Origin of the sequence: Streptomyces phaeolivaceus (genome assembly GCF_009184865.1) — a bacterium.
In the GTDB taxonomy this organism is placed as follows: domain Bacteria; phylum Actinomycetota; class Actinomycetes; order Streptomycetales; family Streptomycetaceae; genus Streptomyces; species Streptomyces phaeolivaceus.
The window spans coordinates 7,634,736-7,659,403 of record NZ_CP045096.1 but is presented as its reverse complement, the minus strand read 5'-3'; the positions used below and the strand labels follow the sequence as shown (position 1 = coordinate 7,659,403).

Genomic DNA, 24,668 nt, shown 5'->3' with positions numbered 1-24,668 from the left:
CCCTGGCCACCTGATGCCCCGTCAGCTACCGTCCCCCTCCACAGCCGCCCGAAGGGGGTCCCCCATGCCCGTCACGGTCGTCCGTTTCAATCTGGTCGAGCCCGGTGCCACGCCCGCCTCGCTCCGGGCCCGCTACCGGGCCGCCGTCGAGATGGCCGCGTACGCCGATGAGCGGGGCCTCTCCACCGTGCAGACGGAGGAGCACCACGGCGTCGAGAACAACTGGCTGCCGTCGCCGTTCGTCTTCGCGGGAGCGGTGTTCGGGGCGACGAAGCGGATCGCGGTGACGGTGTCGGCGGTGATCGGGCCGCTGCACGACCCGCTGCGGCTGGCCGAGGACATCGCCGTACTGGATCTGCTGAGCGGCGGACGGCTGGTGACGGTGGCCGGGATCGGGTACCGGCCGGAGGAGTACGCGCAGTTCGACGTGGACTGGAAGGGGCGCGGCAGACTCCAGGACGAGGTGCTGGAGACGCTGCTGCGGGCGTGGACCGGTGAGCCGTTCGCGTATCGGGGGCGCACGGTCCGGGTCACCCCGCGTCCGGGAACCGAGCCGCATCCGCTGCTGCTGGTCGGCGGTTCCTCGAAGGCCGCGGCCCGCCGGGCGGCCCGCCTCGGGCTGCCGTTCTTCCCGAGCGCGCATCTGCCGGAGCTGGAGGCGTACTACAAGGAGCGGCTGGTCGAGTACGGCACCGAGGGCTGGACGATGATGCCGGCCGCCGAGACGCCGTTGCTGCACGTGGCGGAGGATCCGGACCGGGCGTGGGCAGAGTACGGCGGGCATTTCCTGCACGAGGCGCGAACGTACGCCTCCTGGCAGTCGGCCGGTATCCGGTCGGCGGTGCGGTCGGGGGCGGCGACGGTGGCGGAGCTGCGTGCGGAGGGGGTGTACCGGATCGTCACGCCGGACGAGTGTGTGGCGCTGGGTCTGGACAACTACGTCCTGCATCCGCTGGCCGGTGGGATGCCGGTCGAGGAGGGGTGGCGCGGGCTGCGGCTGTTCGCCGAGCAGGTGCTGCCGCGCCTCGACGGCTGACCCTCGCCCCTGGCGCCAACCCCTCGGCGTCCCGCCGTCCCGGCCCGCTCGGCGGTCGGGACGGGACGGCGGGCCGGGCGGTGCGGGCGGGCCGGACCTCGCGGGCGGTGCGGGCCTGCGGTGCGGACGGGCTAGCCATGGGCTAGCCCATCTCCTCCAGCGACTTGCCCTTCGTCTCCTTCACGAACCTGAGGACGAAGGGGATGGAGAGCGCGGCGAAGACCGTGTAGATCAGGTACGTCACGGAGAGGTTCCGGTCGGCGAGGGACGGGAAGCTCGCGGTGATGGCCCAGTTGGCGATCCACTGCGCGGAGGCGGCCACGCCCAGGGCGGCGGCGCGGATCCGGTTCGGGAACATCTCGCCGAGCATGACCCAGACGACGACGCCCCAGGAGAGGGCGAAGAAGAGGACGAAGGCATGGGCGGCGATCAGGGCGACCCAGCCCTGGGTGGCGGGGAGCCTGCCGTCGACCAGGTCGAAGGAGAAGGCCCAGGCCTCCAGGGCGAGGCCGACGACCATGCCGACGGAGCCGATGAGAGCGAGCGGCTTGCGGCCGATCCGGTCCACGAAGATCATCGCGATGACGGTGCCGACGATGTTGATGATCGAGGTCGTGAAGGAGTAGAAGAACGACGCGGCCGGGTCGACACCGACGGACTGCCAGAGCGTCGCGGAGTAGTAGAAGGCGACGTTGATGCCGACGAACTGCTGGAAGACCGACAGGCCGATACCGATCCAGACGATCGGCTTGAAGAGGAAGCTGCCGCCGAGCAGGTCCTTGAACGTCGACGTGTGCTCGCTGTGCGTCGCGGACTCGATCTCGGCGACCCGGGCGTCCAGGTCGGCGCCGTCGCCCTCGACCTCGGCGAGCACCTCACGGGCGCGCTCGCGCTTGCCGACGGAGATCAGGAAGCGCGGGGACTCGGGGATCGCGAAGGAGAGCAGGCCGTACAGCACGGCCGGGACGACCATGACGCCGAGCATGATCTGCCAGGCCTCCAGGCCCAGCAGTTCACCGCGCTGGTCGCCGTCGGCGGCGTTGAGGATGCCCCAGTTGACCAGCTGGGAGATGGCGATACCGACGACGATCGCGGCCTGCTGGAACGAGCCGAGCCGCCCCCGGTAGGCGGGCGGGGCGACCTCGGCGATGTAGGCGGGGCCGATGACGGACGCCATGCCGATGGCAAAGCCGCCGACGATCCGCCAGAAGGCGAGGTCCCACAGCGCGAAGGGGAGCGCGGAGCCGACGGCGCTGACCGTGAAGAGGGCCGCCGCGATCTGCATGCACCTGATACGGCCGATGCGGTCGGCGATCCGGCCGGCCGTGGCCGCGCCGACGGCGCAGCCGACGAGGGCGATGGCGATGACCTGTGCCAGGGCCGTGGAGCCGATGTCGTAGCGGTGCCGGATGGCTTCGACGGCGCCGTTGATCACGGCACTGTCGTAGCCGAAGAGGAAGCCGCCCATCGCGGCCGCCGCCGCGATGAAGATCACGTGCGAGAGATGTTCGGGCTGGGCGCCACGAGCTCCTGCCCTGGGCTGCGCTGTGCTGGTCACGTCTGTACTCCTCGGCGGGCACGTCGCCGATCTCGGGGGAACGGGCCTGATGATCTGCTGGACCAGCCCCGCCTACCCGCGCTCGGGAACGCCTAACGCAGCCGCTGGCTGATCACCTTCGAGACGCCGTCGCCCTGCATGGAGACGCCGTACAGCGCGTCGGCGACCTCCATGGTCCGCTTCTGGTGGGTGATCACGATCAGCTGGGAGGCCTCCTGCAGCTCCTGCATGATCCGGATCAGCCGCTGCAGATTGGTGTCGTCGAGCGCCGCCTCGACCTCGTCCATCACATAGAACGGGCTGGGCCGCGCCTTGAAGATCGACACCAGCATGGCGACGGCGGTCAGCGAACGCTCCCCGCCGGAGAGCAGCGACAGCCGCTTGACCTTCTTGCCCGGCGGCCGGGCCTCGACGTCGACACCGGTGGTGAGCATGTTGTCCGGGTCGGTGAGGATGAGTCGTCCCTCGCCGCCGGGGAAGAGCCTGCCGAAGACACCCTCGAACTCGCGTGCGGTGTCCCAGAAGGCCTCGGTGAAGACCTGCTCGACCCGTTCGTCGACCTCCTTCACCACCTGGAGCAGATCGGCGCGGGTCTTCTTCAGGTCCTCCAGCTGCTCGCTGAGGAACTTGTGCCGCTCCTCCAGCGCCGCGAACTCCTCAAGGGCCAGCGGATTGACCTTCCCGAGCTGCTGGTACGCCCGCTCGGCCGCCCTGAGCCGCTTCTCCTGCTCGGCCCGGTGGAACGTCTTCGGCTGGTTACGGGGATGCTCCGGGTCCTCCGGCAGCTCCTCACCCTCGGCCGATGGCGACGGCGGTACGAGCTGGTCGGGCCCGTACTCCGCGATCAGCCCCTCCGGTTCGACGCCCAGCTCCTCCAGCGCCTTGGTCTCCAGCTGCTCGATCCGCATCCGCTTCTCGGCACCGAGCACCTCGCCCCGGTGGACGGAGTCGGTCAGTTTGTCCAGCTCGGCCTTGAGGTCGCGCCCCTCGCCGCGGGCCTCGGCGAGTTCCCGCTCCCGGCGGGCCTTGGCGGCGTCGGCGGCGGTGCGTTCCTCGTCCGCGCGGGCGAGGGAGACCTCGACGTGCAGGAGCAGCTGCCGGGCGCCGGAGCCGACGGCCTCGGCCACGGCCGCCTCGTGCCGCAGCCGCGCCCGGCGCTGTTCGGCGCGCGCCCGCGCCTCGCGCTCGGCGCGCGCGGCCCGGTCGAGCGAGTCGGCACGCCCCGCGAGCCCCTTCACACGCTCCTCGTGCGTCCGCACCTGGAGCCGCGCCTCCATCTCGGTCTGCCGCGCGTTGGCCCCGTCCGCCGCGAGCCGATCCCGTACGAAGGTGTCCGGCTCCTCCTCGACGGGCATCTCCTCGGCCACCGCGAGCCGTTCGGCCAGCTCCTCGGCCTCCTGTACGGCCCGGTCGAGCGCCTCCTGGGCGCGGGCGGCGGCGGCCGTGGACCGCTCGGCCTCCCCGGCGGCGCCCCGCGCCTGCCCGCCCAGCCGCCCGAGCTGCTGGGCGACGGCGGACTTCTCCCGCTCGGCCGCCCGGCGCCGCTCGCCCAGCTCCTCCACGAGTCCGGCCCGTTCCCGGCGCAGCCCGACCGCGCGCTCCTGGGCCTCGGCCAACTCCTCGCACCGTACGGCCAGTTCCTCCAGCTCGGCCGCGGCCTCGTCGACGGAGGCCTGCACCTCCAGCAGGCTCGGCGCGCCGGCGGAGCCGCCGTGGGCGAAGTGGGCCCCGAGCAGGTCGCCTTCGGCGGTGACCGCGGTGAGGTCGGGGCGGGCGTAGACGAGGGCCTCGGCGGCTTCGAGGGTGTCGACCACGACGATGCGGTGGAGGAGGCGGCGGACGGCGGGGGTGAGGTCGGAGGGGGCCCGGACCAGGCGCTCCGCGGGAATCCCCGGGTGGGGCCGTTGTTCGTCCGCGGGTCCGTCGTGGCTGGTCGCGCGGTTCCCCGCGCCCCTTCGGGGCTCGGCCGAGGGATCCGGCGTCGGGTCCTCCAGCCCTCCCGCGGTCAACAGCGCCGCTCGTCCGGCGTCCTGCTTGCGCAGCAGCCGGATCGCCTCCGCCGCCGCGGACGGTGAGGTCACCGCGATCGCGTCCGCCGCCGCGCCGAAGGCCGCCGCGAGGGCGACCTCGTGGCCCGGGGTGATCGTCAGGAGTTCGGCCGCCGGGCCCAGTACGCCGCCGAGGCGGTCCTTCGCGGTGAGCAGCGCGCCCGTGCCGTCCTTGCGGCGCAGGCCCAGGGCGAGGGCCTCGTGGCGGGCCTGGGTGGCGGCGCGGCGACGTTCGGCGGTGGTGGTGGCCTCGCGGGCGGCGGCGTGGGCGGACTCGGCCTCGGCCAGGGCGCGTTTCGCGGCGTCGTGCCGCTCGGCGAGTTCGGAGTCGTCGGCGTCGAGGCCGTCGACCTCGGCCTTCAGTGCCTCGTACTCCTCCTGGGCGGCGACGGCACGGTCCCGTGCCTCGTCCCGGGCGGCTGCGAGTCGGTCGATCTCGGCCTGGGCGGAGGCTGCGCGGGAGCGGGCGGCGTTGACCTGGCCGCCCAGCCGGGCGAGGCTCTCGCGGCGGTCGGCGATGGAACGGGCGACGTCCTTCAGCCGGCGTTCCTCGACGGTCAGTTGGCGCTCCAGCTCGGCCCGGTGCTCGACCGTGTCCTCCAACGCCCGCTCGGCGGCTTCGAGAGCCGCCTCCAGCTCCGCCTCCTGTTCGCGGATGCGGGCGGCCTCGCGTTCCATGTCCTCCGGGTCGCGGCCCCGGCGCTCGTCGGGGGGCGCGGAGGTGGCGCTCTTGACCCGGGCGTCGGCCAGGGAGATCGTGCCGCGTACCCGTTCGGCGAGCTGCGACAGTTCGTACCAGGTCTCCTGGGCGCGCTGGAGGCGCGGGGTGAGGCGGCGTACCTCGCCCTCCAGGTCGGCCTCCCGGTGGAGTGCCTTCTTCAGCTCGGTCTCGGCCGCCTCCTTGCGCTGCTTCAGCGCGGCCTCGTCGGCGACCTCGGTGCGCAGCGCGGAGTGGAGCCGTACGAGGTCGTCGGCGAGCAGGCGCAGACGGGCGTCGCGCAGGTCCGCCTGGATGGCGGCGGCCCGGCGGGCGACGGCGGCCTGCCGGCCCAGCGGCTTGAGCTGGCGGCGGAGTTCGTCGGTGAGGTCCTGGACGCGGGCCAGGTTGGCCTGCATGGCGTCGAGTTTGCGGAGCGCCTTCTCCTTGCGCTTGCGGTGCTTGAGGACTCCGGCGGCCTCCTCGATGAACGCGCGGCGGCCCATGGGGTCGGCGTGCAGGACGGAGTCGAGTTGGCCCTGGCCGACGATGACGTGCATCTCGCGGCCGATGCCGGAGTCGGAGAGCAGGTCCTGGATGTCGAGGAGACGGCAGGTGTCGCCGTTGATCTGGTACTCGCTGCCGCCGTTGCGGAACATGATCCGCGTGATGGTGACCTCGGAGTACTCGATGGGGAGGGCGCCGTCGGAGTTGTCGATGGTCAGGGAGACCTCGGCGCGGCCGAGCGGGGGGCGCCCGGTGGTGCCGGCGAAGATGACGTCCTCCATCTTGCCGCCGCGCAGCGACTTCGCGCCCTGCTCGCCCATGACCCAGCTGAGCGCGTCCACGACATTGGACTTGCCCGAACCGTTCGGTCCGACGACACACGTGATGCCCGGTTCGAACCGGAGCGTGGTCGCCGAGGCGAACGATTTGAACCCGCGCAGGGTCAGGGCCTTGAGGTGCACGGCGCTGGACTCTACCTTCCGGCCTTGTCCCACTCCATGAACGCGCGGTTTCACCCATGAACGTGCAGGGCACATCAGACGTTGAAGAGTGTGACGAGAACGCGGGGGTTCGGGGGAAAGAAAGAAGGGACGCCTCTAGAGAAGGCGTCCCTTGCAGATCTGACAACTTAGCGGTTGATACGGGCAGCCCAACCACTGCTGTCTGTCGTGGTGCGATGCAGTGATCAGGTGAGCGCAGGCTCCGCCTGGTGTGCGTCGAGCTCCATGAGCGAGTCGTGAGAAGCGGCAGCCGTCAGCGCGTCGTTCTCCGCCTGGATTCGTCCGAGTTCGGATTCCAGGTCCTGGACGCGCTGCTGGAGCCGTCGCATCTCGGCGAGGAGTCGCGGATCGGAGCCGCCGACGTAACCGAGAAGCGCCTTTGCCATGATGGATGGTCCTCCACACTGAGTGACCGACCGAAGCGGTGTGGGTCGTGAGGGAATCGCACCCGCGGTGCTTGGCACTGTTGAATTTTCGCTGCCGTTCTCCATGCCAAACAGCTAAGGTGCGCGGGGCTTTCAGCGTCTCACCAAAAAGTTTGACGGTCAACACGATCACGCCCCGCATTGGCGGGCATCCCGGTGCCGCGCGGCCCGGATCGGGCGACGCCGCGGCGGTTCGGGAACCTCTCCTGGCCGGCGGAGCGAGGGGATCATCCTTTCTTCGGAGCCTGCCATGACAAGTCCGTCTTGGCAATCACCTGCACATTTCTGTCCTGTGCATGCTCCTGGCATATGCCGGTGGCGTCACCCTCCACTCCTGCCGGGCCCCTCCCGCCGAGGGCGGTCAGCGGATGGCGAAGCCGTCGTAGCCCCCTCGCGGTGTGTCCCAGATCTCGGTGACACCGTCCACGCGTCCGGGCGTGTCGTCACCCTGGAGCCACCCCAGAAGCCCTTGGCACGCCTCGGGTGAGCCCTCGGCGACCACCTGCACCCGCCCGTCGGCCAAATTGAGAGCAAACCCACTCAGCCCCCCGATCTCCAGCGCCCGAGCCCGGGTGAACCAGCGGAAACCCACCCCTTGCACCCGTCCGCGCACCCAGACGACCAGCCGTACATCCTCACTCATGGCTGCACGCTAACGGGCCAATGTCTCTCGGGTCTCTCCCTCCCCTGGCGCCATGCTGTACCGTCCCGACCCAATGAATCTCATATGAAACTCACTCCTTCGTGTGAGATTCGTGAAGGCCACGATCACAACGTTGACAAGATCCCCAACGTTGACCGCAGGACACCGCAAGGACGAGGAAGGCCAAGACATGGGACGCCACCGACGCTCCGCCGCCGGCCGCGCCGCCAGGGGGGGCCGCGCCGCCGGGGTCACTGACACGGGTTTCGCCACCGAGGAGCCGCACTACGGCCCGGAGAACCTGTACGGGTTCGCCGCCTTCCTGGAGGCAGACGCCCAGGCCGCCTCGCGTGCCGGTGGTGCGCGTCGCCGTAAGAAGCGGACCGTGACGCCCGTGAAGACCGGCCTCCTCGGTGTCTCCGCCGCCGTCGCCCTCGGTACCGTCGCGGTGGCCACCGGCGTGCTGCCGGGCGGCGACAAGTACGCGGTCAGCGGGGGCAGCAGCAACGAGACGGTGGTTCCGGCAGGCTCGCCGACGGGTGCGGCGAGCCAGCAGGGCGGTACGGACGGCGCCGCGCAGGAACAGCGCGAGGACGAGTCCACCAGCCGTGACGCCGAGCGCGAGGCCTCGCCGTCGAACAGCCCGTCCCCCTCCGAGAAGCCGACCGAGAAGCCCGCCGACGAAGCGGAGAAGGAGTCCGGCTCGCAGAAGAACAGGACGCCGTCCGCCGAGCCGACCAAGGAGAAGGAGGAGGCCACTCCCCCGGTGGAGGCCTCCGTGGAGACCCAGGCCGAGGCCGCGGTCCTCCTGCTGGTCAACGAGGAGCGGGCCAAGGCCGGCTGCAGCCCGGTGGCGGCGAGCAGCGATCTGGCGAAGCTGGCCGAGACCTTCAGCGCCGACATGGCCCTCCGCGGCTTCTTCGACCACACCAACCCCGACGGCGACGACCCCTGGGACCGCGCGGCGGCCCTCGGGATCACCGGCCTCGGCGGCGAGAACATCGCCCGCGGCCAGGCCACCGCCGAGGCGGTCATGGAGGCCTGGATGAACAGCCCCGGCCACAAGGCGAACATCCTCAACTGCGACTTCAAGACCCTCGGCGTCGGCGTCCACCTGGGTGACGGCGGACCGTGGTGGACGCAGGACTTCGGCTACTAGCCCCCGCCGGGCGGCCGTCAGCCCCTCCTTTCCCCGCTCCTCCCCTCCCGAGTCGCTAACCAGAAGTTAGTGCAACCTTCTGGTTAGCGCTGTGCCGGAGTATCCTCGGGGTATGGAATCAACCGCGCAGACCGCCGTGACGCCCGCGCAGGCCGCCGCGGGCGCGGACGCCTTGAACCTCGACGAGCTGGCCTTCGACGTGTTCGCCAGGAACTGTCCGTCGCGGGGCACCCTGGAGCACGTCACGGGCCGCTGGGGCGTGCTCACCGTGGGCGCGCTGTACGAGGGCTCGCTCCGCTTCAACGAACTGCGGCGCCGGGTGGACGGCGTCAGCGAGAAGATGCTCTCCCAGACCCTGCACGCCCTGGAGCGCGACGGCCTGGTCCACCGCGAGGCCCAGCCCACCAACCCGCCCCGGGTCGACTACACCCTCACCCCGCTCGGCCGCGAGGTCTCCGAGCGTCTGCTGTCCCTCATCACCTGTGTGGAGGACCGCATGGAGGACGTGCTCCGGGCCCGCGAGCGTTACGACGAGACGCGCGGCGCCCGCTGACACGTCGGGCAGAAGTAGCTGGACCGATTCATCCACGGCCGCCGCCGCATCGGTGTGGCACAGCGGCGGCAGGGCAGTCCCTCACGGCCGTACGCGTCCAGCGACCGGTCGAAGTACCCCGACTCGCCGTTCACATTGACGTAGAGGCTGTCGAAGCTCGTGCCGCCCTGGGCGAGGGCAGCGTTCATCACGTCCCGTACATGGCCCAGGAGTTCGGTGGTGCGCGGGCGGGTGAAGCCGGCGGTGGGGCGCTCGTAGTGGATGCGCGACCGCCAAAGCGCCTCGTCGGCATAGATGTTGCCGACCCCGCTGATCAACGACTGGTCGAGCAGGGCCCGTTTGACGGTCGTACGCTTGCGGCGCAGCGCCTGGTGGAAGGCCTCCGCGTCGAACAGCGGGTCGAGGGGGTCGCGGGCGATGTGCGCGATGACGTCCGGCAGGCCGTCGGGGGTGGTGCCGTGCAACGACAGCCCGCCGAAGGTGCGTTGGTCGACGAAGCGGAGTTCCCTGCGCAGGTCGTCCGCGAAGCGGACACGGATCCTGAGGTGCTTCTCGTCCGCCGTGTCGTGCGGCTGCACGAGGAGTTGGCCGCTCATGCCGAGGTGCGCGAGGACGGCGATACCGGTGTCCTCCACGGGCAGCCAGAGGTATTTGCCGCGTCGGCTCGGCTCGCCGATACGGCTCCCCTTCAGCCGGTGCGCGAAGTCCTCCGGACCGGCCAGGTGGCGGCGGATCGCCCGGGGGTGCAGCACCTCGACGTCGGCGACGGTGCGGTGGGCCACCCAGCGCGCCAGGCCGCGCCGCACGACCTCGACCTCGGGAAGTTCTGGCACGGGGTCCTCCGGAGAGTGCGGGGGGGTGGGGGTGGGTGATGTCGTGAGTCGGGTGCGGGTGGGTGGGGGCTGGTCGCGCAGTTCCCCGCGCGCCCCTGAAAGGGCCGTGGGCCCTGACGGGCCACGGCCCTTTCTGACCGAAAAGCATGGGGCGCAGCCCCTGCTTTTCAGGGGCGCGGGGAACTGCGCGAGAAGCCCCACCCACCCGCACCCGACAACACACCTCACCGCACCCGCACCCGGCGGAGCCGTTACGCCGGGGCCGTGTCCGAAGGAGTCTCGGCGGACTCTTCGGGCAGCGCGGCGGCCTCCGCCGCCGCCTTCGCCCGCTCGTCCGCCGCGGAGCGGATCGCACGCCAGGCGGACTCGGCCGCCTGCTGCTCCGCTTCCTTCTTGCTGCGGCCGGTGCCGGTGCCGTACGAGACGCCTCCGACGCGGGCGGCAGCGGTGAAGGTCTTCTCGTGGTCGGGGCCGGTCTCCGTGACCAGGTACTCGGGCACACCGAGCCCCTCGGTCGCGGTGAGCTCCTGGAGACTGGTCTTCCAGTCCAGGCCGGCACCGAGGTTGGAGGACTTTTCGATCAGCGGGTCGAACAGGCGGTGCACCAGCTCCGCCGCCGAGTCCAGCCCCTGGTCGAGATAGACCGCGCCGATCACCGCTTCGAGGGTGTCGGCGAGGATGGATGCCTTGTCCCGGCCACCTGTGCCCTCTTCACCGCGGCCGAGCCGGATGAAGGAGCCGAGGTCGAGCCCGCGGCCCACCTCCGCCAGCGCACGAGAGTTGACCACCGCGGCCCGCAGCTTGGCCAGTTGGCCTTCGGGCAGGTCGGGGTGGGTGCGATACAGCGTGTCCGTGACCACGAGGCCGAGGACGGAGTCCCCGAGGAACTCCAGGCGCTCGTTGGTGGGCAGACCGCCGTTCTCGTACGCGTACGAACGGTGGGTCAGCGCGCGCACCAGAAGGGCGGACTCGAGCTGATAGCCGAGCCGCCCTTCCAGAAGCGTGTGGGACGAGGCTGTGTTCTCCGCCTTTTTCTTGGCGTTGGTCTCCGCCTTGGCGTCAGACATAGAGCCTCTCACCAGCCGCTCAGACCTCGAGGACCTGGCGCTTGTTGTAGGTGCCGCAAGACGGGCACGCGATGTGCTGCAGCTTGGGCTCGTGGCAGCGCTCGCACGCAACCAGGGTGGGGACCGCAGCCTTCCACTGCGACCGGCGGTGGCGCGTGTTGCTGCGCGACATCTTCCGCTTCGGAACAGCCACGGCTACTTCTCCTGCTTCTCGTCGACACCGGACTCGGCGCCGCTCATCTCGTCCTTCTCGCCGTCTTCGAGTGAACCGGCGAGTCCCTGCAGTGCCGCCCAACGGATGTCGACGGCGTCGTGGTGGTGGTCCGGGTCGTCCGCCAGCCGGGCTCCGCACTCGGAGCACAGGCCGGGGCAGTCGTCCTGGCACACCGGCTGCATCGGCAGTGCGAGCACCACCGCATCGCGCAGCACGGATTCGAGGTCGAACAGGCCGTCCTCGATGAAGAGCCTGTCCTCGTCTTCCTCGGCGTCGTCGGCCGGCTCCGCCTTGGGGCGGCCCCGGTCGTCGGCGTCAGGGTACGAGAACATCTCCTGGAATTCCGCTTCGAGCTCCAGCTCCAGCGGCTCCAGACACCTTACGCACTCCCCCTTGGCCCGTGCACGGGCGGTGCCTGTGACAAGCACACCTTCCATGACCGACTCCAGGCGGAGTCCGAGCTCCACCGGGGCGCCTTCCGGCACTCCGATCACTCCCTGGATCCCGAGATCCTTGGGGGCGTCGATCTCACGGGTCAGGCGCTGCAGCGCGCCAGGACGCCGCCCCAGCTCGTGTGTGTCGAACACGAGAGGGTTGCGGTGGTCGAGGCGGGCGTTCAGGGCCATTCCTGCTTTCGATCTTGAAGCTTGGGAAACGCCGCCCTTCGATGTTTCCCGGGCAGCGTTGATCGCGGACGTACACGCGACCGAAGAGCCAGGATACTGGACCTTTCGCTCTCGGCCCAATCCGCTGTCAGCGGCCCTGTTCGTAGCGGCGCAACTGCTCCGCCGTGATCATGGTCGTGTCGAACAGGCTGGTCTCGTCGAGCACGTTCGCCGGCTGCTGCGCGTACCCCTGGTGCCCCTGCTGTTCCTGGTGCGCCTGGGGGTCCGGATGCCCCTGGTTCGGGTCGTACGCCGGCTGCTGCGGGTAGCCGGCCGCGTAGGGGTCGGCCTGCTGGTACCCGTAGGGGTCGGCGGCCTGCTGGGGCTGGGCGTACTGCTGCTGGTAGCCGCCGTACGGGTCCTGCTGGTACGCCGTCGCCTGGTACGCGTCCTGCTGCTGCCCGTACGACGGCTGCTCCGGCACCGCGCGGGACTGTTGGGCGGGGCTGTCGGAGAGGTCGGCGAGCCCGGCCAGGTAGTCGGCGTCGCTGGTGAGCTGCCCGGAGGTGCCGTCGTCGCCGAGGGAGAGGGCGCCGAGGTCGTCGGTGGCGATCCGGCCGTGGAGCTTCTGGCGGCCCCGGCCGACGGCCTCCAGGGTCTTGGCGAGCACCGCCTCGAAGGCGCCGAGCTTGGAGTCGACATAGGCGTCGGCGTCGCGGCGCAGGGTCTCGGGGTCGTGGCTGCGCTCGGGGGCGTCCTCGTCCGCGTAGCCCTGTTCGTCGAGGCCGGGGCCGGTGCCGAGGAGCTTCTCCCGGCCGCGGCCCACCGAACCGAGGGTCTTGGTGAGGACGACCTCGAAGTTGGCGAGCTTGGAGTCGACGTAGTCGTCGGCCTCGGCGCGGACCTCCTCGGCCTCCTGGCGGGCCTCGCCCAGGATGCGGTCGGCCTCGTTCTGGGAGCGGCGGGCGACCTCGGTGTCGGAGATCAGGGAGCCGCGCTCGGCGTGCGCGTTCTCGATGATCCGCTCGGCCTCCTGGCGGGCCCGCTCGACCATGTGGTCACGGTCGCCGATCAGCTCCGCCGCCTGGGCGAGGGAGTCGGGCAGGGCCGCGCGCAGTTCGTCGAGCAGGGTGAGCAGATCGGCGCGATTGACCACGCACGAGGCCGACATGGGCATGGATCGGGCGCCGGAGACCACCGAGACGATCTCGTCGAGCTTCTTCTGCACGTCCACCGTGTGGTCCACCGTGTGCTCGCCACTCTCTACAGCCGGGTTGGAGACGGTCGGGTCGACTGTACGGCCAGCGGGGGAGGTTCGTCCGCCCGGTCCCGCGCCAGTCCCGTGTCAGTCGCGCTTCAGGCGTTCGTTCAGCGCTTCGAGGACGAGCGGGGGCACCAGGTGGGAGACGTCGCCGCCCCAGGTCGCGACCTCCTTGACGAGGGAGGACGACAGGAAGCTGTAGGTGGGGTTGGTGGGGACGAAGAGGGTCTCCACGCCCGACAGGCCGATGTTCATCTGGGCCATCTGCAGTTCGTAGTCGAAGTCGCTGACCGCGCGCAGGCCCTTGACGATGGCCGGGATGTCGCGCTGCTTGCAGAAGTCGACCAGGAGTCCGTGGAAGGCATCCACGCGTACGTTCGCGTACTCGGCGGTGACCTGACGGATCAGCTCGATCCGCTCCTCGACCTCGAAGAGGCCCTTCTTGGACTTGTTGATCATCACCGCGACATAGATCTCGTCGTACAGCTTGGACGCGCGGCCAATGATGTCGAGGTGTCCGTTGGTGATCGGGTCGAACGACCCGGGACAGACGGCACGGCGCACTTGAGGTCCCTCGCTCTCCGGTCCGGTCATCATGCGTCTTCGCACGTAGAGGCGGCGCGACCGTACCAAAACGTTCCCTCGCCGTAGCGACGGGCCCTGAGGGCCTCGAAACCGGTCGGCCAGGCGAATTCACCGCCTCTGGTGCTGCGCTCCACGGTGACGAGCGCTTCCTCGCCGAGCCAGCCCCCGGTACGGAGTGTGAGCAGGATCTCGCGAAGATCGTCGTCCGAGACGGCGTACGGGGGGTCGAGGAAGACGAGGTCGTACGGCTCGTCCGGGGCCGAGCCACGGACGATCTGCTCCGCTTTGCCCGCCCTCACCTCGGCGCCGGGGAGGCCGAGCGATCTGACGTTGTCCCGGACCGTGCGGGCCGCTCGTGCGTCGGCCTCGACGAGGAGGGTGTGGCCGGCGCCTCGGGAGAGGGCCTCCAGGCCGACGGCGCCCGAGCCCGCGTAGAGGTCGAGGACGCGTTCGCCGTCCAGAGGGCCGCCGAGGAGGGACTGCCAGGTGGAGAAGAGGCCCTCGCGGGCGCGGTCGGAGGTGGGGCGGGTGCCGGTCCCTGGCGGGACTGCCAGGCGGCGTCCGCCGGCTGCGCCGGCGATCACGCGGGTCATCTTGGGTCCTTGTTCGAGGGCGTGGTCACAGGTCCAGTTTGGCAGTCGAAGGTGGAGAGGCCTTCGCGTGGTGGGCGGGGCCGCGGGTTCGTGGGGCTTCTCGCGCAGTCCCCCGCGCCCCTTGAAAGCACAAGCGGCGCGGCTGTTCTCGGCCCGCGGCGGAGCGGCGCTCTCTACCCCTTGTCCAAGTACTGCTCCCGCTCCTCGTCCAGGAGGGCGTCCAGGGCTGTGCGCAGGCCGGGGAGGGTGTTGAGGTCGGGGTCGGTGGCGACCAGGGACGTCGCTTCCTCTCTCGCCTCCGCGATGATCTCCTCGTCCTGGATGACGGCGAGCATGCGCAGGCTGGTGCGGGCGCCGGACTGGGCCTGGCCGAGGACGTCGCCCTCGCGGCGTTGTTCGAGGTCGATGCGGGAGAGTGCGAAGCCGTCGAGGGTGGCGGCGACGGCGTTGAGGCGCTGGCGGGCGGCGCTGGCGGGCGGCATCTCGGTGACCAGGAGGCAGAGGCCTGCGGCCGATCCCCGGCCCACCCGGCCGCGGAGCTGGTGGAGCTGGGAGACGCCGAAGCGGTCGGCGTCCATGATCACCATGGCGGTCGCGTTCGGGACGTTCACACCTACCTCGATGACCGTGGTGGCGACCAGGACATGGGTCTCGCCGGCGGCGAAGCGGCGCATGACCGCGTCCTTGTCGTCGGGGTGCATCCGGCCGTGCAGGACCTCGACCTTGAGGCCTTGGAGCGGGCCCTTGGTCAGCTGGTCGGCGATGTCGAGGACGGCGAGGGGCGGGCGCTTCTCGGCCTCGTCCTCGGCGGACTTCCGGCCCGCCTTCTTCGGGTCGTCCTCCTCGTCCCCGATGCGGGGGCAGACGACGTACGCCTGGTGGCCGTTCTCCACCTCCTCGCGGACGCGCTCCCAGGCGCGGGCGAGGAAGTGCGGCTTGTCGGCGGCGGGGACGACATGGCTGGCGATGGGTGAGCGGCCGGCGGGGAGCTGGTCGAGGACGGAGGTCTCCAGGTCGCCGAAGACGGTCATGGCGACCGTGCGCGGGATGGGGGTGGCCGTCATCACGAGGAGGTGGGGCGGCTGTTTGCCCTTGCCACGCAGGGCGTCGCGCTGTTCCACGCCGAAGCGGTGCTGTTCGTCCACGACGACCAGGCCCAGATCGTGGAACCGCACCTTGTCCTCGATCAGCGCGTGCGTGCCGATGACGATGCCGGCCTCGCCGGTGACCAGGTCCAGCAGTGCCTGACGGCGGCCCGCGGCGCCCATCGAACCGGTGAGCAGCACCACCTTGGTGGAGTGCTCGGTGCCGCCCAGCATCCCGCCCTCGGCCAGTTCCCCCATCATCTCGGTCACCGACCGGTGATGCTGCTGGGCGAGCACCTCGGTGGGCGCGAGCATCGCCGCCTGCCCACCCGCGTCGACGACGGCGAGCATGGCGCGCAGGGCCACCATGGTGTTGTGGGTGACTGTGAAGTTGTCCGTGACATAGGCATGGCTCGGGTGGGCGACGCTGATGCACTGGACCGGTTTCCGGCCCACGTACTCGACGGCCCGGATTCCGCGTCGAAACGTGTTGTCCTTCGGCCGGCTCCGTACGCGTTCGGCCTTGTGGGTCAGCCGGAAGGGCGCGTGCCCCTCGGGCAGGGCGACCGAGACGTTGAAAGCGGCTCCCTTCGGTAGAACTCGTGCACGGCCACCCAGCGATCGCACGAGCCAGGCGACGTCGTCCGCCAGCCTGCGCGAGGCCGAGCGGAGCGAGATGCCGAAACCGTCCGCCTGGACGGTGCCGTCCGTGTCCAGAAGGCCTTGCAGCAGGGCCAGACGGTTCTTGACCGACGTGTTCTTGAAATCGTCCGGCACGAACTTCCCGTATGACGTGAGGCCCCACAGGTTCAGGTCGCGCAGCGTCTGGATCACGGGACTGCGGACGCCGCCGGCCCCTCGGATCTCCTCGTCGACCGTGGGGAAACTCAGGTTGTGACGGAACGAGCCGTCTCCGAGAAGCAGGCCGAACAGGTAGGGATCCAACGGCGGTCCCGAATCGCCTCCGAGGTCGACAGGGGTTGCGGCCGGGATGTACCACTTGGATGATCCGTCCGCCGCGAAGGTGTCGAAACGGATCTCCCGAGCGGTCATGACCTTGGGTTCCTGCCCTCGGTGCCACCCACGGCTCGTACCGACGATCCAGAGATGCTCGTCGTCGCACTCGACGGAGCTGCCGTCGGACAGCACCAGCCTCCAGACGTCGCGCTCTCCTTGTGGGAAGACTCCGTCGATCGCCGCGATCTCCCCGTCGGGCACGACAACCTCGTCTCCCACGCTCAAGTCCCCCATCCGGCGGAAACCGGCGGGAGTGAGCACCAGCGAGTCGAGAGGCTGAGCCTTGCCGGAGCCCACCTCGCCCTGGAGCAGGCGGTGCATCGGGTGTTCCGTGGCCAGGTCGTCGAAGATCTCCTTGGAGACCTTCCGCTGGCCGTCGGTGAGCGTGAAGGGGAGGCGGGCGTCGAAGGCGGTGAGGAGGCCTTCGGGGGCGGGGCGGCGGGCGGCGGCGGGGAGTTGGGCGTCGGCGTGGCGGCGGCGGGCCAGGGCGACCTGGAGGACGAAGGCCTCGTCCCACTTGAGGCGGTCGCGGGCGCCCTCCACGTCCGTCTTGGAGTGCGGGCGGTGGATCTTCAGGAGGGCTTCGGGGAGGGAGACCAGGCCCCGGCCCTCCCGCAGCGACTCGGGGAGGGGGTCCACGGCGTCCTGGGCGCTCGGCAGGACCGTCTGGACCGCCTTGGCGATCTTCCAGGACTCCAGTTTGGCGGTGGCCGGGTAGATCGGGATGAGGGCGCCGGCCCAGGTGTCGACGGTCTCCGTGACGTCGTCGCCGCGCAGCAGTTCGTAGGCCGGGTGGGCGAGTTGGAGGCGGCGGTTGAAGACGGAGACCTTGCCGGAGAAGAGGGCACGGGTGCCGGGGAGGAGGTCTTTGTGGGGTTTGTGCACGCCGTTGCCGAAGAAGACGAGCTGGAGGCGACCGCTGCCGTCGGTGATGGTGACCTCCAGGCGCTGGCCCTTGCCCCGGGGCGCCTTGGCGGAGGCGAAGCTGTGCAGACGGGCGTCGGCGACCTGGGCGACCACCGTGACGTGCTCGTCCATCGGCAGGTCGGCGAGGTGGGTGAGCTGGCCGCGCTCCTCGTATCTGCGGGGGTAGTGGTGCAGCAGGTCCCCGACGGTGTGCAGGCCGAGGTGCTCGGCCATCACCTTCGCGGTGGCGGCGCCGAGCGAGTTCTTGAGCGGTTCTTCGAGCGCGGGCACGAGATCCATTGCACACCACGGCACTGACATTGCCGTATACATACTCGAAATCCGCTGGTCAGACGGGTCGTTCGCGCCTAGGATGGCGCACTCCCGGGCCCAGCCGTGTCAGGGTCCGTATCGCCTCCCGTCCGCGGTCACCGTCTCCCGGGACCGCCCGACCCCGCCGCCGTCGCCAGAATCCCATCCACCGGCGCTGCGACGATGGATTCAATGACCTCACAGTCATCCCAGGCACCCCAGACTCCTCAGGCACCCCAGTCGCCTCATACCTTCCAGGTCGATCTGCGTGGCCTGGTGGATCTTCTCTCGCACCACCTCTACTCCAGTCCGAAGGTCTATCTGCGCGAGCTGCTGCAGAACGCCGTGGACGCGATCACCGCGCGCCGCGCAGAGCAGCCCGACGCGCCCGCCCGGGTACGGCTGTTCGCGGAGGGCGGCGCGCTGCGGGTGGAGGACTCGGGCATCGGGCTCACCGAGGCCGATGTGCACAACCTGCTCGCCACCATCGGCCGCAGTTCCAAGCGGGACGACGGCGGCCTCCAGGAGGTCCGCTCGGACTTCCTCGGTCAGTTCGGCATCGGGCTGCTGGCGTGCTTCGTGGTCGCCGAGCGCATCCGGGTGGTCAGCCGCAGCGCCCGTACGCCCCACGCGCCGCCCGTGGAGTGGACGGCGGCCGACGACGGCTCGTACACCGTGCGGACGCTGCCCGACGAGGCGCGCCCCGAGCCGGGCACCACCGTGCACCTGGTCGCGCGGCCCGGGGCGGCCGAATGGCTCTCCCCCGCGCGCGTGCTGACCCTGGCACGGGACTTCGGTTCGCTGCTGCCCTACGACGTCCGGGTCGGCGACGAGGCGGTCACCGACCTGCCGGCGCCCTGGAACCGCGCGTACGCCTCCCCCGCGGGCCGGCGGGTGGCCCTGGCCCGGCACTGCCACGACCTGTTCGGGTTCACCCCGCTGGACTCGATAGAGCTGGACGTGCCGCTGGCCGGGATCCGGGGCGTGGCGTACGTCCTGCCCTCGGCCGTCAGCCCGGCGCAGCGGGCGAGCCACCGGGTGCACCTGAAGGGCATGCTGCTCACCGAGCGGGCCGAACAGCTGCTGCCGGACTGGGCGTTCTTCGTGCGCTGTGTCCTCGACACGGACAGTCTGCGGCCCACCGCGTCACGGGAGTCGCTGTACGAGGACGAGACCCTGGCGGCCGTACGGGAGGCGCTGGGCGAGCGGATCCGGGGCTGGCTCACCGGGCTCGCCGCCGGTGAGCCGGAGCGGCTGGCGGCCTTCCTGTCGGTGCACTACCTGGGCGTGAAGTCCCTGGCGCGGCACGACCGGGAGATGCTGCGCACGATGCTGCCGTGGCTGCCCTTCGAGACGACCGACGGGCGGCTGTCCCTGGAGGAGTTCGCGCAGCGGCACCCGGTGGTGCACTTCACGCGCACGGTCGAGGAGTACCGGCAGGTCGCGCCGATCGCGTCCGCGCAGGGCGTCGGGGTGATCAACGGCGGCTACACGTACGACAGCGAGCTGGTGGAGGCGCTGCCGTCGGTCCGCCCGGGGACGGTGGTCGCCGAGCTGGACGCCGACACGGTGACCGCGCATCTGGACCCGCTGGACCCGGACGACGAACTGGCGCTCGCGGGCTTCCTGTCGGCCGCGCGGGCCAAACTCGACCCACTGGGCTGCGATGTGGTGCTGCGGGCCTTCCATCCGCTGTCGGTGCCCGCGCTGCACCTGGACGACCGGTCCTCGCGGCACGAGCAGGCCCGCGCGGAGGCCGAGGAGCAGGCCGACGACCTGTGGGCGGGCATCCTCGGCTCGCTGCGGGGCAGCGCCCCGCGCGCGCGGCTGGTGCTCAACCATCTCAACCCGCTGATCCGGCGGATCAGTTCCCTGTCCGACCGCGAACTGATCGGCACGGCCACGGAGTCCCTGTACGGGCAGGCCCTGCTGATGGCCCAGCGGCCGCTCAGGCCCGCGGACTCGGCGTTGCTGAACCGCGCCTTCATCGGCCTGCTGGAGTGGGCCACGCACACCGAGGGGAACGGCCGCACGTGACGGATCCCATGGATTCCACGAACGCCATGGACGCCATGGACTTCGACGAGCTGCGCCGGGCCATGGCGGAGAACTACGAGCGGCCGGAGGGCCCGGCGCGCAACGCGCGCGCGGAGCGGCTGCTCGTGGAGGCCGAGAAGCTGAAGGTGCCGCTCGCCGTGATCGAGGCGCTCGGGCACCAGCTGAAGGTCTACAACTACAGCTCCGAGAAGGACAAGATGTTCGTCCCCTTCGCGCGTCTGCTGCGCATGTGGGACGAGCGTCCGGAGGACTTCGACGAGTACGAGATCCACTCCCTGCACTGGGTGTTCAAGTGGATGTCGGCCGGCATGCTGAACCAGCCGCACGTCCCGCTGGCCTCCGTCGAGAAGTGGCTCGGCGAGATGGAGCACCGCTATCGGCTCGCCGGGCACTCGGAACGGGCCGTGCGCAGCGCCGAGTTCAGTGTGGCCGCGCACATCGGCGATCTGGCGCGGGCCGAGCGGGCGTACGGGGCGTGGCTGGCCGCCGACCGGGACACGATGGCCGACTGCCACGCGTGCGAGCTGCACGGGCAGGGCTGGTGGCGGGCGCGGCGGCGCGAGGACGCGGCGGCGCTGGAGCTGTGGGCGCCGGTCCTGGAGGGCGAGTACGCGTGCGCCCACGAGCCGCACACCGTCCTGGCGTCCTCCCTGCTGCCGCTGCTGCGCCTGGGGCGCCCGGACGAGGCGCGGGCCCACCATCTGCGGGGTTTCCGGCTGGTGCGGGCCATGGAGAGCATGCGGGGCGCGTTCGCGGACCATGTGGAGTTCTGTGCGCTGACCGGCAACGAGGCGCGCGGCCTGGAGCTGCTGGCCGAGCGTCCGGCGTACTTCACGGACTCCGGGGACCCGCGCAGCAAGCTGGACTTCCTGAGTGTGGTGGCGCTGCTCATGGACCGCCTCACGGCACGCGGGTTCGGCGATCAGACGGTCCCCGGTCCCCCCGACCGCGCCTGGACCGCCCGCGAACTGGCCTCCCACGCGCGCGTGGAGGCGGTTTCCCTGGCCGCGCTCTTCGACGAGCGCAACGGCACGGCGTATGTGAGCACGCAGGTCCGGGAGCGGATGGACCGCTCGCCGCTGCTGGACCGGCTGCCGCTGGGGGTGCGCTCGACGCGGCCCGTCGTCCCGGTGCCGGCGCCCCGGCGGCCGGACACCGTGGAGCGGACGGGACCCTGGGCGGCCCCGGCGCCGGACGGTCTGCCCGGCCTCCTCGCCGAGGCGCGGCGGCTGTCCGAGGCGCTGCATCCGGGGTCCGTCGAGGCCTGGGCCGCCGTGGCGCGGGCCGCCGAGGCGGAGGGCGCGGAGCTGGACGCCCGGGACCGCGCGGAGATCGTGGAACACGAGGCGATCGCCCTGGGCCCGGAGGGCCGCGCCCTCTTCGAACGGGCGGCCGAGCTGTACGAGGAGGCCGGCGACCCCGGCGAGGCGCTGGCGGCACGCGCGCGTGGGGCGAACGTCCACGCCCTGACGGGCCACCCGGACGCCGCCCTGGAGCTGATCTCCGGGCCGTACGAGCGGATCCTCGCGCTCTGGGCGGACGGCGGGACGGGGGTGCGGCAGACGGCGTCCGTGCTGGTGGGACGGGCCCGGATACTCGTGCAGCGGATGCACGAGACGCAGGCCGAGGACACCGGCGCGGTGCTCCCGGCCGAGGCCGCCGTGCGGGAGCTGGCGGAGTTCGTCGAGCCGCGCCGCGCGGAGGACGTACGGCTGGCCTCGCGGGCCGCGGAGGCGCGGGCGATGTTCGGGGAGCTGGCCGTGCGCGGCGGGGACCTGGAGGCCGCCGCCGAGCTGTTCGCGGAGGCCGCGGAGCGGTATGTGGCGGCCGGGCTGCCCTGGTTCGCGGTGCAGTACGAGGCCCGGCTCGCCGGGGTCGCGCAGCACCTCGGGGATCTGGAGACCGCCGAGCGGGCCGCTCTGGCGGCCCTGGAGCACGGCGGGGCGGAGCTGGAGCCGGTGGGCCAGGCGCAGCTGCGGCTCCAGCTGGCCGAGCTGCTCGGTGCCGGGGAGCGGGTGGCGGAGGCCGCCGTGCACGCCCTGGAGGCGGCGCACTGGGCCGACGAGGCGGGCGAGGGGCCGACGCTCGGCGCCTGGGCCCGGCATCTGCTCGGCGGGTTCCTGCTGGGGCTGGGGCGGTGGGCGGAGGCGGCCGAGGTGCTGGAGTCGGCGCTGCCGGATCTCACCGCCGAGACGCACGGGGACGGGGCCGTCGCGCAGGCCCTGTGGTGGCTCGGCGACTGCCACACCGAGCTGGGTGAGCACCGGGAGGCCGCCGAGCGGTGGCTGCGGGCCGCCGACATCGCCCGGCACTGGCCCGAGCAGCGCGACCACGCGATGCTCGCGCATCTCGCGGCGGAGGCGCTCGCGCGCGGGGGGCTGCCCGGCGAGGCCGATCGCGCGTACGCGCGCGCCGTCGACCTCTGGGGTGAGCTGGGGAACGTCCACGGGTATGCGCGGGCGCTGCGGGCGCGGGCCTGGTACGCGGTGCGGGAGGGTGCCGGGTCCTCGTCCCTGGACGACGCCCGGGAGCTGATGGGTGACGCCGTGGTGGGCTGCGAGGCGGCCCTGTCCGACGTGACCGGTGAGGAGAACCGGCGGCGGATCCTCGCGGAACTCGCCGAGACCTCCCGGCAGTTCGGTGATCTGCTCGCCCGGTCCGTGGCCGAGGACGCGGAACTCGACGTGTTCCGGCCGGTCTTCGAAGAGGCGCTCGGGTTCGTGGAGCGGGCGGTGTCCGTGTACGACGCGTTGGGCGCGGACTTCCTCGACGCGCGCGCCGCCGCCGAACTGGCCGCGGGCTGGCTGGAGATCGATCTCCGGCGGCCGGCTGCCGCGGTGGAGCGGGCCGGGGGTGTGTCGTCCGCGTTCGCCGGGCGGGACGACGAGACGGCCGTGGCTCGGCGTGCGGAGGCGGAGCGGTTGGCGGAGGCGGCGAGGGGACGCGCAGAGGGCTGAGTGGGGGCGCCATGGCCTTTTTCGCCCCCGCGCCCCTGGAAGCGGCGCGGGGAACTGCGCGAACGGGGTCTGGGGCGGAGCCCCAGGGATGGGACGGGCAGGGGCGGCGGGGGCGAGAAAGAGTTCTACTCCACGCCGATGAGCAGCAGCGCCCCCTGCCGCCCGCCCCGGTACACCACCGTGTCCACCGCCAAGTACCCCTCGCGCACTCGCGTCTCCACGTGGTCCACGACGTCGAGGGGGGCCTCGTCGCCCAGCACCAGGGTGACCATCTCGCCGCCCGCGGCGAGCATCCGGTCGACCACCGCGGCAGCCGTCAGCGTCACATCGGAGCCGATGACGGCGACATCGCCGTCGATGAGGCCGAGGACGTCACCGGCCTGGCAGATGCCGGCCATGGTCCAGGACTGCCGCTCGGCGACGACGACCTCGGCGTAGCGGGTGGCCCCGGCCGCGGAGGTCATGGAGACGACGTCCTCGTCGAAGCGCCGGTCGGGCTCGTGGACGGCGAGCGCGGCGATGCCCTGGACGGCCGAGCGGGTGGGGATGAGGGCGACCCGGACCCCTTCGGCGCGGGCCTGCTCGGCCGCGGCGGCAGCCGTGTGGCGGAGGTCGGCGTCGTTGGGCAGCAGCACCACCTCGCGCGCGTGGGCCCGCCGTACGGCCTCCACCAGTTCTCCGCTGGCGGGCGGCTCCCCGGGCCGGGCCAGGACCGTGGTCGCGCCGGCCTCGGCGTACAGCCCGGCCAGCCCCTCCCCCGGGACGACGGCCACGACGGCCCGCTGGGCGCGCTCGCGCGGCTGCCGCCCGGCCTCGCCGGTCATATGGGCGTCCTCGGCCCCGAAGTGCGTGATCCGGATCCGGTACGGCCGCCCGGCCTCCACGCCCGCCTCCACGGCGGCCCCGGCGTCGTCGACGTGCACATGGACGTTCCACAGCCCGTCCCCGCCGACCACCACCAGCGAGTCGCCCAGTTCGTCCAGGCGGCGCCGCAGACGGGCCACGGCCGCGTCCGACGCCTCCAGGAGGTAGATCACCTCGAAGGCCGGTCCGCCCGTCTCGGGCCGGTCGTCCCCGTCGCACACCTCCGCCACACCCTCGGTGCCGTGCACGCGCGCGTGCACGGCGGGAACGGCCACGGCCCGAGGCGCCTCCCCGGTGAACGTCTCCACCAGCGCCGCCAGCACCGCCACCAGCCCCCGTCCGCCCGCGTCCACGACCCCGGCGCGGGCCAGGGCGGCCAGTTGGGCGGGGGTCGCCGCCAGGGCCGTACCGGCGCCCTCGTAGGCCGCGCGGGCGACGGTGCCGCAGTCGCCCTCGGCGCCGGTGGCCGCGTCGGCCGCGGCCGAGGCGACCGTGAGGACGGTGCCCTCGACGGGGTGGGCGACGGCGTCACGGGCGGAGTCGGCGGCGTGCCGGAGGGCGAGCCGCAGCCCTCGGCCGTCGGTGTGGATCGCGTCACCGTCGTCGGCGAGGACCTGGGCCATGCCCCTCAGGAGCTGGGCGAGGATCGTCCCGGAGTTCCCCCGGGCGCCGATCAGGGCGCCGTGCGCCATGGCCCGCGCGGCCTCGGCGAGCGTGGGCCGGCCCGCGCCGGCCGGCGGCCCGCCGGCCTCGTGGCCCGCGAACACCGCCTCGACGGCGGCGACCGCCGACTCCATCGTCAGATACAGATTGGTGCCGGTGTCGCCGTCGGCCACCGGATACACGTTGATGGCGTCGATCTCCTCGCGCGCGCGTCCCAGCGCCGCCAGCGCGAGTCCGCACCAGGTGCGCACCGCGAGAGCATCGAAGAATGTCTGCGGCACCTGCGGCACCTGCGCCTCCTTGAACTGCTTGCCTGCTCGGCTGCTGGACGCGGGACCAGGGGGACGCCGCACGTCGCACGCAGCGTAGACCCGTGGTGGTGACCGCCGGTAAGAGGGCCGGGACGAGGCCCGGACCAGCCATGGTAGTTTCGTTGTACGGACGCAGTCGTTGTATGCTGCTCCGGTTGTCCGATTCAGATCGATGATCGAGATCGGACTCTCCCCCTGGCAGCGCCACTCA

General features: G+C 71.7%; 18 protein-coding genes. 5 read left to right on the top strand and 13 right to left on the bottom strand.

Features of this window, described 5'->3' with window-relative positions:
- The first annotated feature begins 64 nt into the window (after nt 1-64).
- Nucleotides 65-1,036, top strand: coding sequence for an LLM class flavin-dependent oxidoreductase (locus tag F9278_RS35315; protein WP_152171916.1), 972 nt, complete (start codon nt 65-67; stop codon nt 1,034-1,036).
- Nucleotides 1,037-1,178: 142 nt separating this feature from the next.
- On the opposite strand, the gene F9278_RS35310 is transcribed toward F9278_RS35315, so the two are convergent.
- From F9278_RS35310 to F9278_RS35295, 4 genes are all read right to left on the bottom strand, one after another.
- Nucleotides 1,179-2,594, bottom strand: coding sequence for a sugar porter family MFS transporter (locus tag F9278_RS35310; RefSeq protein WP_152171915.1), 1,416 nt, complete (start codon nt 2,592-2,594; stop codon nt 1,179-1,181).
- Nucleotides 2,595-2,686: 92 nt separating this feature from the next.
- The gene (smc, locus tag F9278_RS35305; RefSeq protein WP_152171914.1) at nt 2,687-6,307 is read right to left on the bottom strand and encodes a chromosome segregation protein SMC; all 3,621 of its coding nucleotides are present in this window, start codon (nt 6,305-6,307) and stop codon (nt 2,687-2,689) included.
- Between the two features lie 224 nt (nt 6,308-6,531).
- On the bottom strand, nt 6,532-6,732 hold the full coding sequence (locus tag F9278_RS35300; RefSeq protein WP_152171913.1) for a hypothetical protein: 201 nt from the start codon (nt 6,730-6,732) through the stop codon (nt 6,532-6,534).
- 400 nt (nt 6,733-7,132) lie between these two features.
- Entirely contained in the window at nt 7,133-7,414 is a 282-nt protein-coding gene (locus tag F9278_RS35295) for an acylphosphatase (protein WP_152171912.1), read from the bottom strand.
- Between the two features lie 190 nt (nt 7,415-7,604).
- Here F9278_RS35295 and F9278_RS35290 point away from each other — a divergent pair, with 190 nt between their 5' ends.
- Both F9278_RS35290 and F9278_RS35285 read left to right on the top strand, forming a co-directional pair.
- Nucleotides 7,605-8,573: a CAP domain-containing protein gene (locus F9278_RS35290; protein WP_152171911.1), complete on the top strand. Its 969-nt coding sequence runs from the start codon at nt 7,605-7,607 to the stop codon at nt 8,571-8,573.
- A gap of 112 nt (nt 8,574-8,685) precedes the next feature.
- Nucleotides 8,686-9,126: a winged helix-turn-helix transcriptional regulator gene (locus tag F9278_RS35285; RefSeq protein ID WP_226967091.1), complete on the top strand. Its 441-nt coding sequence runs from the start codon at nt 8,686-8,688 to the stop codon at nt 9,124-9,126.
- Here F9278_RS35285 and mutM read toward each other — a convergent pair.
- The 8 genes from mutM to F9278_RS35245 form a co-directional block, all read right to left on the bottom strand.
- Nucleotides 9,099-9,959 carry a bifunctional DNA-formamidopyrimidine glycosylase/DNA-(apurinic or apyrimidinic site) lyase gene (gene mutM, locus F9278_RS35280; RefSeq protein WP_152171910.1) on the bottom strand — a complete coding sequence of 287 codons (861 nt, stop codon included), beginning with the start codon at nt 9,957-9,959 and terminating at the stop codon, nt 9,099-9,101. The genes F9278_RS35285 and mutM overlap by 28 nt on opposite strands.
- Before the next feature lie 251 nt (nt 9,960-10,210).
- Nucleotides 10,211-11,026: a ribonuclease III gene (gene rnc / locus F9278_RS35275; RefSeq protein ID WP_152171909.1), complete on the bottom strand. Its 816-nt coding sequence runs from the start codon at nt 11,024-11,026 to the stop codon at nt 10,211-10,213.
- 19 nt (nt 11,027-11,045) lie between these two features.
- Nucleotides 11,046-11,219 (bottom strand): 50S ribosomal protein L32, encoded by a 174-nt coding sequence (gene rpmF / locus F9278_RS35270; RefSeq protein WP_007493396.1) that lies wholly within the window; start codon nt 11,217-11,219, stop codon nt 11,046-11,048.
- Nucleotides 11,220-11,221: 2 nt separating this feature from the next.
- Complete coding sequence (locus F9278_RS35265) at nt 11,222-11,866, bottom strand: YceD family protein (protein ID WP_152171908.1); 645 nt, start codon at nt 11,864-11,866, stop codon at nt 11,222-11,224.
- A 127-nt stretch (nt 11,867-11,993) separates the two neighbouring features.
- On the bottom strand, nt 11,994-13,079 hold the full coding sequence (locus tag F9278_RS35260) for a cell division initiation protein (RefSeq protein ID WP_193242066.1): 1,086 nt from the start codon (nt 13,077-13,079) through the stop codon (nt 11,994-11,996).
- A 111-nt stretch (nt 13,080-13,190) separates the two neighbouring features.
- The gene (gene coaD / locus F9278_RS35255; RefSeq protein WP_193241773.1) at nt 13,191-13,670 is read right to left on the bottom strand and encodes a pantetheine-phosphate adenylyltransferase; all 480 of its coding nucleotides are present in this window, start codon (nt 13,668-13,670) and stop codon (nt 13,191-13,193) included.
- Between the two features lie 29 nt (nt 13,671-13,699).
- Nucleotides 13,700-14,284 carry a 16S rRNA (guanine(966)-N(2))-methyltransferase RsmD gene (gene rsmD / locus F9278_RS35250; RefSeq protein WP_152171906.1) on the bottom strand — a complete coding sequence of 195 codons (585 nt, stop codon included), beginning with the start codon at nt 14,282-14,284 and terminating at the stop codon, nt 13,700-13,702.
- Nucleotides 14,285-14,457: 173 nt separating this feature from the next.
- Nucleotides 14,458-17,592 (bottom strand): helicase-related protein, encoded by a 3,135-nt coding sequence (locus F9278_RS35245; protein ID WP_152171905.1) that lies wholly within the window; start codon nt 17,590-17,592, stop codon nt 14,458-14,460.
- Between the two features lie 195 nt (nt 17,593-17,787).
- On the opposite strand from F9278_RS35245, the gene F9278_RS35240 reads away from it, so the two are divergent.
- Both F9278_RS35240 and F9278_RS35235 read left to right on the top strand, forming a co-directional pair.
- Entirely contained in the window at nt 17,788-19,641 is a 1,854-nt protein-coding gene (locus tag F9278_RS35240) for an HSP90 family protein (protein ID WP_193241772.1), read from the top strand.
- Nucleotides 19,642-19,649: 8 nt separating this feature from the next.
- Entirely contained in the window at nt 19,650-22,619 is a 2,970-nt protein-coding gene (locus F9278_RS35235; RefSeq protein ID WP_404818971.1) for a tetratricopeptide repeat protein, read from the top strand.
- A 125-nt stretch (nt 22,620-22,744) separates the two neighbouring features.
- On the opposite strand, the gene F9278_RS35230 is transcribed toward F9278_RS35235, so the two are convergent.
- Nucleotides 22,745-24,436: a DAK2 domain-containing protein gene (locus F9278_RS35230; RefSeq protein ID WP_152174318.1), complete on the bottom strand. Its 1,692-nt coding sequence runs from the start codon at nt 24,434-24,436 to the stop codon at nt 22,745-22,747.
- Nucleotides 24,437-24,668 lie beyond the last annotated feature (232 nt).